This is a genomic window from Halomonas sp. 707D4 (genome assembly GCF_024158685.1).
In the GTDB taxonomy this organism is placed as follows: Bacteria; Pseudomonadota; Gammaproteobacteria; order Pseudomonadales; family Halomonadaceae; genus Vreelandella.
Map to the genome: position 1 here is coordinate 1 of NZ_JAMZBD010000027.1, position 13,478 is coordinate 13,478.

Here is a 13,478-nt window from a genome sequence, read left to right on the forward strand (position 1 = left end):
CTTGGGAAGGCAGCATGCGCGCCAGCAGCGCCGGCGGCTCCACCGCCGTGAGAATGCGCGTGCCCGCCGCCTGGATCGCCATCTGCTCCGGGGAGAAGAGCAGAAAGACGCAGTCGATGAGCATGTCGCAGTTCTTCAGCGCTTCCACCGCCTCCGGCATCGCCGCAAGCCCGGTGGCGCCCACGTTCCAGCCCCCCATGGCGGGCGGTGCCGGCAGGCGCATGTGGTACATGTTGGCCCCCAGGCGCTGGCCGGCGGCCATGAAGGCATCGGCGTAGTCGAGCCGTTCGCTGCCCTGGGTCAGCACGACGAGCCGCTCGTCCGAGCGCACGCCGGACATTTTCAGCTGGTGCAGACAGATTTCCGTAAAGCTTGCGTGATCCATGATGACTCCTGCTGTTCGTCAGGGGCCCGCCGTCCCTCGGTGCGGCGACGGGCCCGGGCTCGAGCGCCGAGGCTCAGACGCTCACTTGCTCGGTGGTCGACGGCGAGGTCGGCGCCTGGGGCGCGCGCTTGCGGCGACCCAGCTCCTCCTTGATCGCACTCAGGAAGGCTTCGCTTGAGGCGACGTGGGGTTTCGTTGCCAGGCTCACGCCGACGAACAGCGCCGTGGACACGACGATGCCCCAGATGCCCGACGGCAGGCCCAGCAGCGAGTTGCCCGTGGCGTACATGCCGAGCACGAACACGCTGGTGCCCACCACGCTCGCCAGGGCGCCGGCGGCGGTCCCGCGTTTCCAGAAGAAGGCGCCAATGATCGCCGGCACCATGGCCACGAGCCCCGAGGAGGCGGCCACCGACAGCACCGCGATCAAGTCGAGCTGAAGCTCCGCAAAGCCCAGCGCCAGCAGCGCGATGACCGGCACGACGATCTTGCCCATCAGGAGCTGGCGCTTCTCGTCGACGCCGGGCTTGGCGTTGGCGTAGACGTCACGGGAGATCATGGAGGCCAGGGTCAGCATGATCGAGTCGATGGTCGAGACCGCAGCGGCCATGATGCCGATCATCACGATCACCCCCAGTACCGGCGGCACGAACTCGGAGGCCAGAAGCGAGGGCGTTGCCAGATCCGCCCGGGCCAGGTCCGGGAAGGCGGCCAGCGCCGAGAAGCCCCAGAGCACCGAGACCAGCGTGTAGATGAAGCCGAACACCAGAAACCCGATCAGCATCTGGCGCATGGAGCGCAGCGACGACGGCATGAACAGGCGCTGGCTCACCTGGGGGTTGGAGAGGCTGAAGAAGAACCAGGGAATGCACAGCCCCAGAAAGGTGACCAGGCTGAAGAGCCCGGAGCCGGGCACGGTGAGCGAGGCCGGGTGATCACGCTCGAGGGTGCCGAACAGGCCGCTGAAGCCGCCGAGACCCTGGATGACCAGAAACGCCACCAGGGTGGAAGCAACGATCATCATCAGCGCCTGGAGCGAGTCGGTCCACATCACCGAGCGGATGCCGGCAATATAGGAGAAGAAGATGGCGATGGCGGTGGCCATGACCACGCCGGTGGTGAAGTTGATCGCCCCGTCGGTCATGCCCTCGAGCAGGTAGCCGACGCCGGCGAGCTGCACGGCGGAGTAGGGAATCAGGAAGATGCAGCTGGCGATCGACACCGCCATGGCGACTCGCTTGCTGTTGTAGCGGTGGCCGAGCATCTCGCTGGGGGTGACGAAGCCGAACTTCTTGCCCACCGCCCAGAAGCGCGGTCCGAAGATCGCCACCAGGGAGACCCCGGCGAAGTAGATGATCTCGAAGCCAAGCGCGCCCACGCCGCCGGCGTAGGTGAGCCCGGCGAGCCCCACCATCATGAAGGCACTGTAGGTCGTCGCGCTGTAGCTCAGCGCCGACACGAAGCCGTTCATCTGCCGGTTGCCGAGAAAGTAGCCGGACATGCTCTCGGCAGGGCCCTGGCGTGAGAGGAACGCGATGCCGACCGCGATCAGCAGGTAGATGGCGATCGACCACCAGATCATCGACTCACTCATGATCGTGCTCCTCGAAATCCTTGGTGATATGGATGTTCAGCGCGATGACCGCAAGCCCCGCGCAACTCCAGAACAGAAAACTGCCGTACCAGGCCGCCACGTCCGTCAGGATCGTGTAAGGCGCGATGCAGCTGGCGAGCACCACTAGCCAGACTGCCCATATCCACTTGCTTCGTTTCATGATCCACCTCGTCTTGTATTGTCAGGGAGAGCGTTGCGGGTTGTTCTAGTGAGGTCGGCGTATTTCAGCAACGCGTTGTTCGAGTTGTTGCCAGGGTTGCGCCTCGGGCGCGAACCGCGCCCGAAGATAGGCCGCCAGGGTGGCGACCTGGGTGTTGCTGAAACTGTCGGCGAAGCCCGGCATGCTGCCCGTGCCGGGAACGGCGCTGTCGTGAACGCCGCCCAGGATCGACTGGATGACGTTGTCCGGATGGTCACTGTGCAGGTTGGTGTTGAGCGCAAGCGACGTCGAGGCCTTGGTGAACCCGGGCACGCCGTTGTCCACGTGGCAGGCCGCGCAGGCACCTTCGAACAGCCGCTCTCCCGCCTCCTGCCCCGCAGGCCCCGTCTCGGCGGCGAGCCGCTCGCTCGCGACGGCGCTGGCCGGGTCGTCCTGCACCGGGGCATCCATCTGGCGCGCCACGTAGTGGGCGATGGCCCGCACGTCGTACTCGGGAAGCTCGGCAAGCCCGGCCACCACCGGCGCCATCGGCCCGGAGGCCACCCCGTGAAGGTCGGCACGCCCGGTGCGCAGGTAATCGAACAGCGCCCCTTCGCTCCAGGGGATCGGCGCGCGCGACAGCGTATTCAGCGCCGGCGCCTCCCAGCCATCCACCAGTGCCCCCGCCAGGTAGCGCTCCCCGCCCTGCTCGGCGCCCATGGCGTTGCGCGGGCTATGGCAGGCACTGCAGTGCCCGAGCCCCTCGGCCAGATACGCCCCGCGATTGTACAGCTCGCTTTGGGCCGGGTCCGGCGTGAACGGGGTAGGATCGTGGTACAGGGCGTTCCAGGGGGCGATGAGCGCACGCTGGTTGAAAGGAAAGGAGAGCGCGTTGTCGCGCGGCGGCGCGGAAACCGCGGGTTGTGCCATCAGGTAAGCATACAGAGCCTGAAGATCGGCATCGCTGGTCTTGGCGAAGGCGGTGTAGGGAAAGGCCGGATAGAGGTGGCGACCGTCCCGACCGATGCCCTGGCGCATGGCGCGCTCGAAGGCGGCGTAGGACCAGCGGCCGATGCCCGTCGCCTCGTCCGGGGTGATGTTGGTGCTGTAGAGCGTACCGAACGGCGTATCGAAAGCGTGACCGCCGGCGTTGGTCGCCCCGCCCGCCACGGTGTGACAGGCCGCGCAGTCGCCGGCCGCCGCCACCAGGCGGCCGCGCTCGATGGTGTCGGCCGAGTAGAGCGTGGCCGCAGGGCGGGCGATCGGCGCGATCGCCCCTTTCCAGGGCCAGGCCATGACGGCGCTGCCGGCCACGGTGGTCAGTGCTGCCGCCGTCAGCCAACGCCGCCCCTTGAACGTCACCGACGCCCCCGCGCCACCGGCCTTCTGGCCCGGTACCGCCTGGGCGAGCGCCCGACGAACCCGGGTCGCGGTAAAGGGCGGCTCGCGAAAGCGCACGCCGGTGGCGTCGAACAGCGCGTTGGCGATCACCGCGACCCCGGGGGCGAGTGCCGCCTCATCGAACCCCGGCGACACTCGAGCAGAATCCTCGGAGGGCGGCGCGGGCGTCTCGCTTTTCAGCGCGGTACCGGTCGTCGCGGGCAGCGCCGCCGGGGGCACCTCGCCGCCATCGCCCCATTCGTCGAAGGCCGGCGCGCGACCGAGCAGCCGGGTCTGCAGCGATGACTGCAGGCGCGCGGTATCGACCTCCGCGCCGCTGTCCTGCCCCACCACCAGCCGCGTCAGGCGCACCTCGCCGGTGATGCGATTGACGTCCACCTCCGCGATCCAGGCGCTGCGCACGCCGCTCTCCATCCGGTCATGACGATCCGGCAACTGGGCGTAGGCAAGCCCCCGCCCGCGGGCAAGCTCGCTTGCGGGATCGCTCCCCAACGCGGCACCCCACCCGGCGCGGCGAGCCACGTTCTCGAGCAGCGCGCGGCCGCGCTCGTCCTCCAGGTGGGACAGGCGAAGCGCCAGGGCATCGTCGCCCCGGGCCCGGGCGAGCTCGTCGAGAAAGGCCTCCCGGGCGAAGGTTTCCTGGACCTCCGCCAACTCGTCCCGGGCCCCGTCCCGCACGCCGGTATGCGCCGCGAGCCGGGTCTCGTCGAAGGTGTAGGGAGAGTGCAGCGGCGCCGCGCAGTCGATTCCCTCGCCACAGGCGGCGCGGCCGCTCAGCAGCAGACCCACCGCCGCCACCTCGCCCCGCGGGTAGGCCTGGCGGTAGCGGTAGTCGGCAATGGGGGCGTGCGCGTCGAAGCCTGCGGCGAGGGTCATGCGCTGGGCCTGGCCAAGGGCCTGGACATCGCCCATGTACCCCGCGTCCAGCCACACCGCGACCGGCCGGCCGAGAGCGTTGGCCATCAGCGCGGCGTCCACCGCGGCGTCGTCGCCGCTGTGGCGGCCAAGCCCCGTGGCGAAGTGATGCTCCGGCCCCTCGATCAGGATCTCCCCAGGCGCCCGTCCCGTCGCCCGGCTCAAATCGAGGCGCAGCGCCTCGGGCGTGGCGGTGTGGGTCCAGACGCGCAGCATCGCGTCGTTGTGCTCCGCCACCACCCACCCCGGAGCATCGCCCCAGCGCAGGCGACTCGGCCAGGCGTACTCCCGGCTTACGTGCTCCCGGCTTACGTGTTCGTTATCTACGTGCTCGCTGCTTACGCTCTGCGGCGGTGTGTGCCCAAAAGTGCGGATGGCATCGGATTCGGATTCGGAAGCCAAGGCTGGCTCCCAGCGCAGCGCCAGGCGTTCGGCAGCCTGACGGGCAAGGGTGAAGCTCTTGGCCACCACGGCCACGAAGTCGCCCTCGATCACCACCTGAAGGCTGTCATCGAGCGCGGTCAGCGCCTTGTCGTCGACGGCGATGAGCCGATCGCTCACGAGGCGCAGGCCATCCCAGCGGTAGTGCGGCGGGCGCACCACGACGCCGAACACGAGCCCCGTGGGGTGGACGGGCAGCGCCTTTGCGCCAAGCATGGGCTCACCCATCGAGACCTCCTCGTCGAGCCGCGTCCAGGTCGACGGCCCGGCGGGCGGCGTCGAGAATTTCCAGATGCGTGCCGCAACGGCAGAGATTGTGATCGAGGGCAGCGATGATCTGCGCCTCGCTCGGAGCCGGGGTGTGATTGAGCAGCGAGCGTACGCTCAGGATCATGCCGTTCAGGCAGTAGCCACACTGGGCCGCCTGGGCATCGATGAACGCTTGCTGTACCGGATCGAGTCGGCCGCCTTGCACCAGTCCGTCCAGGGTGGTCACCTCGCGCCCGGCCACGGCAGCGACCGACAGCACGCAGGCCCTCGCCGCTACGCCATCCACCAGCACGCTGCAGGCGCCGCACTCCCCCAGCCCGCAGCCGTACTTCGGTCCGTTCAGGACCAGGTCGTTGCGCAGCACGGCCAGCAGCGACGTCTCTCGCGGTACGTGCAGGCTATGTTCCTGGCCGTTCACTTTCAGCGTCAGCGTCATAAAAAAGAGTCATCGTTATTGTTGAAGCAATTTTATCGAAGCCATCGTTCTCGTCGACGATACGAAGACAGGCCGGTCATCGACGGTGAGGCGTTGCGTTTGAGTTGAGATTGTCGCAACCACCGGCCGACCCGTTTGCCGACCTTGCGCACCATCCCGGTGCAGTCGGTAAACCGCCGTTCATTATTAGTGCATACACTATAAAAACGGCCTATAAAACATATATCACTGTTGCCTATCGCTAGGCAAGCATTTTGAAAAACCCTCCAATAATTTATTAAAAACCATCTATTTCATATATTTAAAATTTAATAGCAAGATACGTCACCAACATGGCGTTAGGATTTCAATTTCTCTTGACCGCCAAATAAATGGCGTATACGTTGTTTCAAGCGAAGCCGATCAATAAAACAAGGGCCAGCCCTGAGGCCTCAGGCGCTTCCCCTCGGCGCTCAATGCCAATAAAAAGCGAGGAAAATACCCCATGAACGACAAGCCCACCATTGCCGTGATCGGCGCAGGCCTTGGCGGCGCCGCCGCCGGTGCCCTGCTCCAGCAGGCCGGCTACCCCACCAAGGTGTTCGAGCAGGCCCCGGCGTTTTCCCGCCTTGGCGCCGGCATCCATCTGGGGCCGAACGTGATGAAGGTGATGCGCCGCATCGGCATCGAGGACAAGCTCAACGCCATGGGATCGCATCCGGATCACTGGTTCAGCCGCAACGGGCTGACCGGGGAGTACCAGTCGCGCATCCCGCTCGGCGAGTTCGCGCAAGAGCACTACGGCGCCTCCTACATCACCGTTCATCGCGGCGACCTGCACGAGCTGATGGTCGGCACTCTCGATCAGGAGAACCTGTTCTTCGACAAGCGCCTGGTGGACGTGGACGACCAGGGCGACAAGGTGCGCATGACCTTCGCCGACGGCACCACCGAGGAGGCCGATCTGGTCATCGGCGCCGATGGCGTCAACTCCCGCATTCGCGAGAAGCTCCTGGGCACCGAGGCGCCGATCTACAGCGGCTGGGTCGCCCACCGGGCGATCATCTCCGCCGAGAAGCTCAAGGCCTACGATCTGGACTTCGAGGCGTGCGTGAAGTGGTGGTCCGAGGATCGTCACATGATGGTCTACTTCGTCACCGGCGACGAGAAGGAGTACTACTACGTCACCGGCGTGCCGGAACCGGAGTGGAGCCACGGCACCTCCTTCGTCGACAGCTCCCGCGAGGAGATGCGCGAGGCCTTCAAGGGCTATCACCCCACCGTCCAGGCGCTGATCGACTGCACCGAGACGGTGACCAAGTGGCCGCTTCTCGAGCGCAACCCCCTGCCGCTTTGGCACGACAACCGCCTGGTGCTGCTCGGCGATGCCTGCCACCCGATGAAGCCGCACATGGCCCAGGGGGCGGCGATGGCCATCGAGGACGCCGCGATGCTGGTGCGCTGCCTGGAGGAAGTGGGCGCAAGCGACTACCGCGACGCCTTCGAGCTCTACCGCACCAACCGCTTCGAGCGGGCCTCCCGGGTACAGAAGGTGTCCCACGACAACACCTGGCTGCGCCAGGACGAGGACCCGGCCTGGGTGTTCGGCTACGACGTGTTCGAAACGCCCCTGAAGGCACCCGAAACCGCTCGCGAGGAGAGCCCCGCATGACCTCTTCTCAAGCATCTACCTACCGTTACGGCGCCCACGTCCACGCCAACGGCATCCGCCAGCACTACCTGCGCTTTGGCGGCGACACCGCCGCCACCGGCCAGGCCCTGGTGCTGATTCCGGGCATCACGAGCCCTGCCGTCACCTGGTCCTTCGTGGCCGAGCGCCTTGGCCGCCACTTCGATACCTACGTGCTGGACGTGCGCGGGCGCGGACTCTCCGCCACCGGCCCGGAACTCGACTACGACACCGACACCTGCGCCGACGACGTCATCGCCTTCATCGACGCGCTGGGCCTTTCGAACGTGGTGCTGGCCGGTCACTCCATGGGCGCACGCTTTGCCCTTCGCGCCATGACTCGCGGCGCCCGGGGTGTTGCGAAGCTCGTGCTGATCGACCCGCCGGTCTCGGGCCCTGGACGCCGCGAGTATCCCAGCAAGCTACCCTGGTACGTGGACTCCATTCGCGACTGCACCCACGGCGCGAACATCGACACGATGCGCACCTACTGCCCCACCTGGAGCGAGGAGCAGCTTCGGCTGCGCGCCGAGTGGCTGCACACCTGCTACACGCCGGCCATCGTCCAGGCCTTCGAGGAGTTCCACAGTGTAGACATCCACCAGGACCTTCCGGATATCCAGGTGCCGACGCTTTTGATGTGCGCGGGCAAGGGCGGCGTCATCGAAGAGGCGGACCGCCAGGAAATCCAGACGCTATTGCCGTCGATTCGCATCACCACCGCCGCAAGCGCCGGTCACATGATTCCCTGGGACGACCTCGACGGCTTCTTCGCCGCCTTCGAGGATTTCCTCGGCACCCCCCTTTGAGAGGTCGATTGCCATGACATCCCCTACCAAGATCTACCGTATCGGCCAGATCGTGCCGAGCTCCAACATCACCATGGAGACGGAAATCCCGGCCATGCTCACCGCGCGCCAGCTGATCCGCCCGGAGCGCTTCACCTTCCACGGCAGCCGCATGCGCATGAAGACCGTGAGCAAGGACGAGCTGGCGGCGATGGACGGTGAATCCGACCGCTGCGCGCTGGAGCTTTCGGATGCCGCCGTCGACGTCATGGGCTACGCCTGCCTGGTGGCCATCATGGCCATGGGCCCGGGCTATCACCGGGCGTCCCAGAAGCGGTTGCGCGGACGCACCGAGGAGAACGGCTGCGACACGCCTGTGGTGACCAGCGCCGGCGCCCTGGTGGACGCCTTGCACGTCATGAAGGCCAAGCGCGTGGTCGTGGTCGCCCCTTACATGAAGCCTTTGACCGAGATGGTGGTGGACTACATTCGCCAGGAAGGCGTCGAGGTGGTCGATTACCGGGCGCTCGAGATCCCCAACAACCTGGACGTGGCCCGCCACGACCCGGCCAAGCTCCCCGAGATCGTGGCGAGCCTCGACGTCAGTGACGTCGACGCCATCGTGCTGTCCGCCTGCGTGCAGATGCCGTCGCTTGCCGCGGTCTCCAAGGTCGAAGCCCTGACCGGCAAGCCCGTGGTCACCGCCGCCATCGCCACCACCTACGCCATGCTCAAGGCGCTCGACCTGGAGCCGGTCGTACCGGGCGCGGGCGCTTTGCTTTCCGGCGCCTACTAGGAGCAAGCCCATGGCTAGCCAACACGCCACACCCAGCCACTCGGCCCAGGAGAACTATCGCGGCGTCTGGGACGGGCGCATCGGGTTCGGGCGCAAGGCGGCGCTTCTGGTGGTGGACTTCATGCAGGGCTACGTGCGCGAGGAGTCACCGCTGTTCGCCCCCGGCGTCGTCGAGGCGGTGGCGTACATGCCGGCGCTGCTCGAGGCCGCCCGCCAGAGCGACACCCCGGTCATTCACACCAACATCCTCTACCACGCCCCGGATCAGCTCGACGGCGGCCTCTGGGTGCAGAAGTCGCCGGTGATGCGGGCCATGGTGGCGGGCAATCCCTTCGCCGAGTTCTGCGACGAGGTGACGCCGCTACCCACGGAGCCGGTCATCACCAAGCAGTACGCCAGCGCCTTCTTCGGCACTTCGCTTTCCGCGATGCTGGTGGCGATGGGGGTGGACACGATCATCGTCACCGGCTGCTCGACCAGCGGCTGCATTCGCGCCACCGCCGTCGACGGCCTGCAGTACGGATTTCGAGTGATGGTGGTGCGCGACTGCGTGGGCGACCGCCACCCCGACCCGCACGAGGCCAACCTGTTCGACATCGACAGCAAGTATGGCGACGTCATCGACCGTCAGCAGGCGATCGGTCACCTGAGAAAAGCCGGCACCGGAAACGCATAAGTGCAGCACCCAAAAAGCCCCCTGAGTCCAGCTCAAGGGGCCTTGTCATGGTCGCGCGTCCTTCAGGCTCAGTAGCGAATCACGCTACCGGGTCGGCGTTCATCTTGTCGAGCAGGTGCATCAGCGCGACCCGCTCGGCGGGGTTGAGGTTCGCCATGGTGGCGTCGCTGATGCGCTTGGCCTCGGGCACCATCTCCTCGACCAGGGCCTCGCCGGGTTCGGTGATCACCACCATGACCTTGCGCTGGTCACGCGGGTCGGTGCTCAGGCGCACCCACTCGCGCGCCTTGAGGCGCTTGATCACCCCGCGCAGGGTGGCCGGGTCGATGGCCGTGGCGTTGACGATGTCGGTCAGCGAGCTCGGCCCGCGCTCCATCACGGTGCACAGGGTCACGAACTGGATGGCGGTGAGCTGCTTTTCCGCGACGTGGCGTTGAAAGATGGCGATATGGCGCTGGTAGGCCTTGCGCAGCAGATGGCCCACCTGCTCGGAGAAATCGTAGCCCTGCTGGGAAGGCGTGGGATGCTCATTCTGGGCGTCGAGCATGGAACGGTCCGATGTCATTCAGATTCCTTGATTGGATGGGGGGCCTCCGTGCAGAAGCGTCGCCTAGCCCGCCTACTTATGGTGTGTACATTATAATTTTACCGTAGACTCAGGCAACCTCTGTTCCAAGCGCGTCGCCCCGTGCCCCAACAATAACCCAGGAGGCCTCCCCTTGCTCTCCCATCGACCGTTTCCCCATCGAGTGCACGACCGGCAGGCGCTGCTCCACGGCTCGAATCTTCTCGTCGTCTACCGGGACCCGGTGGCGTCGCCCAAGCCGGCCCCCGGCCAACCGGGCACCCACTCGGATTTCGTGCCCACGGAACCGGAGTTCTTCGTCGCCGTGCTCGATAGCGGCCAGGTGCTCGCCTTCAACGGCCATGTGGACCTGGGAACCGGCATTCGCACGGCCCTGGCCCAGATCGTCGCCGAGGAGCTCGAGGTAGCGCTGGACGCGGTCACCATGGTGCTGGGGGATCCTTTCGACGTGCCGAACCAGGGCCCGACCATCGCCAGCGCCACCATCCAGATCACCGCCGAGCCGCTGCGCCGGGCCGCTGCCCAGGCCCGGGAATACCTGATCGATTTGGCGTCAGAGCACTTCGAGGCGCCACGGGAGCGGCTGGTCTGCGCAAGCGGAAGCATCAAGCCTCGGGATACCGCCTGCCTGGCCATCGGCTACGGGGCACTGCTCCAGGGCAGGCGCCACGCGCTGAAACTCGCCGAGACCGTCGCCTTGAAGCCCGCCGATGCCTACACCCTGGTGGGCAAGTCCTCGGCCCGGGTGGACATTCCCGGCAAGGCAACCGGGGCGCTGACCTTCGTGCACGACCTGCGCGTGCCCGGCATGCTGCACGCCCGGGTAGTGCGCCCGCCCTACGCCGGTCACGACCGGGGCGCCTTCGTCGGCACCTCGCTGGTGAGCGTCGACAAGGCCTCGGTGATGGGCATGCCCGGCGTCGTCGACGTGGTGGTACAGGGGGACTTCGTCGGCGTGGTGGCCGAGCGCGAGGAGCAGGCCGTCGCCGCCGCCCGGGCCCTGCGGCTGACCTGGCGCCCTCCGCAAGGCCTTACGGATCTGAGCGACATCGAGGCCGCCCTCGTCGCTCTGCCCGCCCAGCACCGGTCGCTGCTCGACGAGGGCGATACCGATACCGCGCTGGCCTTGGCTCACCACCGGATACACCGCACCTACCTCTGGCCGTTTCAGCTGCATGGCTCCATCGGCCCCTCCTGCTCGGTGGCGGACTACCGCGACGGCCGTCTCGAGGTGTGGTCCGGCACCCAGAACCCGCACAGCCTGCGGGCGGACCTTTCCCGCCTGATGGAACTCGACGAAGGCGCGATCACAGTGACGCGCCTGGAAGCCGCCGGCTGCTACGGACGCAACTGCGCCGATGACGTGGGCGGGGATGCGGCTCTGCTCTCCCGCGCGGTGGGCCGGCCGGTGCGGGTCCAGCTCACCCGGGAGCAGGAGCATTTGTGGGAGCCCAAGGGCGCGGCCCAGCGCATGGAGATCGAGGCCGGCATCGACGCCGACGGCGCGCTTGCGGGATATCGTTTCGTGACCCGCTACCCCTCGAACAACGCGCCGCTGCTGGCATCGCTTCTGACCGGCGTGCAGCCTCCCAGCGACGTGCCCTTCCAGATGGGGGATCGTACTTCGGTGCCCCCTTATCGCTACCCGCATCGCCGTATCGGCTGCGATGACGTGCCCACGCTGGTGCGCGCCTCCTGGCTTCGCGGCGTCTCCGCCATGCCCAACGCCTTCGCCCACGAGTGCGCCATCGACGAGCTCGCTCACGCAGTGGAGGCGGACCCGGTCGCCTTTCGGTGCCGCCACCTGAGCGACCCACGGGCCGTGGCCCTGGCTAGAGCGCTCGCCGAGCGCGCCGACTGGCAGCCTCGCCGGGCGTTCAGCGCCCCCCGGGAGGAGGCGGGCTGGCACTACGGGCGAGGATTCGCCTACGCCCAGTACGTGCACAGCAAGTTTCCCGGCTTCGGTGCGGCGCTGGCGGCCTGGGTGGTGGAGCTCAAGGTACACGGTGAGAGCGGGCGCATCGTCATCGAGCGGCTGTGGGTTGCCCAGGACGCGGGGCTGATGGTCAACCCCGCCGGCGTGCGCCACCAGGTGCACGGCAATATCCTCCAGACCTTGAGCCGCACCTTGAAGGAGCGGGTGGAGTTCGAGGCCGGCCTTCCGGCTTCCCGAGAGTGGGGAAGCTATCCGATCCTGCGCTTCTCGGAGCTGCCGGCGATCGATCTCCTGCTGCTGGATAGGGCCGACCAGCCGCCGCTGGGGGTGGGCGAATCCACCTCGCTACCGGGTGCGCCCGCCATCGCCAACGCCCTGTTCGATGCGCTGGGGCTGCGCTTCACCCGGCCGCCGTTCACGCCGGACATCGTTCGCGCGCGTCTGCGTGAAAACGTTGGCGATGCGCCGATGGCTTCGAATATACGGTGACATTCTCATTCAAGTTGACAATGAAACGGTCGTTATAAACAGGGTACACACAACAAAATACGGTCGATTTGGCAGCCCTATCCGACCCTGTCGACCCGGCTATGGCTCATTCGAAACCCTCGAGGATGTAAATGCGCAAGTTCTCCCGCCTGTCGTTGACACAAAAACTGCTGTGCGCCGTCGCGCTGCCGCTGCTCGTCGTCGCCGTGATTCTCGGCATCATCGTCAATCAGCAGCTCAATACCGCCATTCCTGCACTGATCGACAACGCCGGCAAGCGCCAGGTGGCGGCGCGGGCCGACGAGATCAGCCGCTGGATCACCGGCTATCGCAACTGGAACGCGGTGCTGGCCGAGGACGAGCGCCTGGCCGCGGACGTACCGATGGCTTCGCACCTTGGCTGGCTCGAGAAACGCTACCCGCCGGGCGGCACCATCGAGTCGCTGTTCTTCTCGGACGCCACCGGCGACACCCTCACCCATGCCGGCGTGGTGCTGGACATCTCCGAGCGCGGCTATTTCAAGACCGTGGTCAGCGACGCCGTCCAGGATAGCCTGCTGGTCGACCCGGTCATCTCGATGGTGAGCGGCCTGCCGACCGCGCTGATCGTCGATGCGGTCTTTGATGACGCCGGCAACCGCGCCGGCCTTCTGGGCATTACCGTGTCCATGGCGGCGGTGTCGGACATCACCTCGGACATCAACGTCGGCGAGGGCAGCTACGGCTGGATGATCGATAGCCAAGGTCAGGTGATCGCCCACCCGGTGGAAGAGTATCGCATGACGCTCAACTACACCGACGGCGACGAGACCCAGGGCTACGACGGCCTGAGCGCGCTGAGCGCTCGCATTCTCGACGGTACCCCGGGCTCCGGCGAGGTCCTCATGCCCGACGGTGAGCGCAGCGTACTGATGTGGAGCCCGGTACAGGGCACCT

General features: G+C 66.8%; 11 protein-coding genes and 1 pseudogene. 6 read left to right on the forward strand and 6 right to left on the reverse strand.

From position 1 onward, the window contains the following. The 5 genes and pseudogenes from BIS11_RS02310 to BIS11_RS02330 all read right to left on the reverse strand — a co-directional run. A pseudogene (locus tag BIS11_RS02310) lies at positions 1 to 385 on the reverse strand (leucyl aminopeptidase); the annotation flags it as partial. A gap of 73 nt (positions 386 to 458) precedes the next feature. Continuing rightward, positions 459 to 1,979, reverse strand: a complete 1,521-nt coding sequence (locus tag BIS11_RS02315; protein ID WP_253425398.1) for a sodium:solute symporter family protein — start codon at positions 1,977 to 1,979, stop codon at positions 459 to 461. Next, complete coding sequence (locus tag BIS11_RS02320; protein WP_227389849.1) at positions 1,972 to 2,160, reverse strand: hypothetical protein; 189 nt, start codon at positions 2,158 to 2,160, stop codon at positions 1,972 to 1,974. The genes BIS11_RS02315 and BIS11_RS02320 overlap by 8 nt, the downstream gene beginning before the upstream one ends. A 45-nt stretch (positions 2,161 to 2,205) precedes the next feature. Next, entirely contained in the window at positions 2,206 to 5,124 is a 2,919-nt protein-coding gene (locus BIS11_RS02325; RefSeq protein WP_253585700.1) for a c-type cytochrome, read from the reverse strand. Beyond that, positions 5,117 to 5,602 carry a (2Fe-2S)-binding protein gene (locus tag BIS11_RS02330; RefSeq protein WP_253424012.1) on the reverse strand — a complete coding sequence of 162 codons (486 nt, stop codon included), beginning with the start codon at positions 5,600 to 5,602 and terminating at the stop codon, positions 5,117 to 5,119. Before BIS11_RS02330 ends, BIS11_RS02325 begins: the two co-directional genes overlap by 8 nt. Before the next feature lie 484 nt (positions 5,603 to 6,086). Between BIS11_RS02330 and BIS11_RS02335 the strand changes: the two genes are divergently transcribed. The 4 genes from BIS11_RS02335 to BIS11_RS02350 are packed head-to-tail and all read left to right on the forward strand — an operon-like array spanning position 6,087 to position 9,531. Next, positions 6,087 to 7,253 (forward strand): FAD-dependent monooxygenase, encoded by a 1,167-nt coding sequence (locus BIS11_RS02335; protein ID WP_253424009.1) that lies wholly within the window; start codon positions 6,087 to 6,089, stop codon positions 7,251 to 7,253. Then, the gene (locus tag BIS11_RS02340) at positions 7,250 to 8,080 is read left to right on the forward strand and encodes an alpha/beta fold hydrolase (RefSeq protein ID WP_253424006.1); all 831 of its coding nucleotides are present in this window, start codon (positions 7,250 to 7,252) and stop codon (positions 8,078 to 8,080) included. Before BIS11_RS02335 ends, BIS11_RS02340 begins: the two co-directional genes overlap by 4 nt. Before the next feature lie 13 nt (positions 8,081 to 8,093). After that, positions 8,094 to 8,855, forward strand: a complete 762-nt coding sequence (locus BIS11_RS02345; protein WP_301282986.1) for an Asp/Glu racemase — start codon at positions 8,094 to 8,096, stop codon at positions 8,853 to 8,855. A gap of 10 nt (positions 8,856 to 8,865) precedes the next feature. Then, complete coding sequence (locus BIS11_RS02350; protein WP_253585701.1) at positions 8,866 to 9,531, forward strand: N-carbamoylsarcosine amidohydrolase; 666 nt, start codon at positions 8,866 to 8,868, stop codon at positions 9,529 to 9,531. Between the two features lie 79 nt (positions 9,532 to 9,610). Here BIS11_RS02350 and BIS11_RS02355 read toward each other — a convergent pair whose 3' ends face one another. Continuing rightward, a complete protein-coding gene (locus BIS11_RS02355; protein WP_301282985.1) occupies positions 9,611 to 10,096 on the reverse strand; it encodes a MarR family winged helix-turn-helix transcriptional regulator in 486 nt (161 codons plus the stop codon). Between the two features lie 154 nt (positions 10,097 to 10,250). On the opposite strand from BIS11_RS02355, the gene BIS11_RS02360 reads away from it, so the two are divergent. Next, positions 10,251 to 12,542: a molybdopterin cofactor-binding domain-containing protein gene (locus BIS11_RS02360; protein ID WP_253424000.1), complete on the forward strand. Its 2,292-nt coding sequence runs from the start codon at positions 10,251 to 10,253 to the stop codon at positions 12,540 to 12,542. 131 nt (positions 12,543 to 12,673) lie between these two features. Continuing rightward, a partial coding sequence (locus BIS11_RS02365) for a cache domain-containing protein (RefSeq protein ID WP_253585702.1) occupies positions 12,674 to 13,478 on the forward strand: 805 nt, incomplete at its 3' end.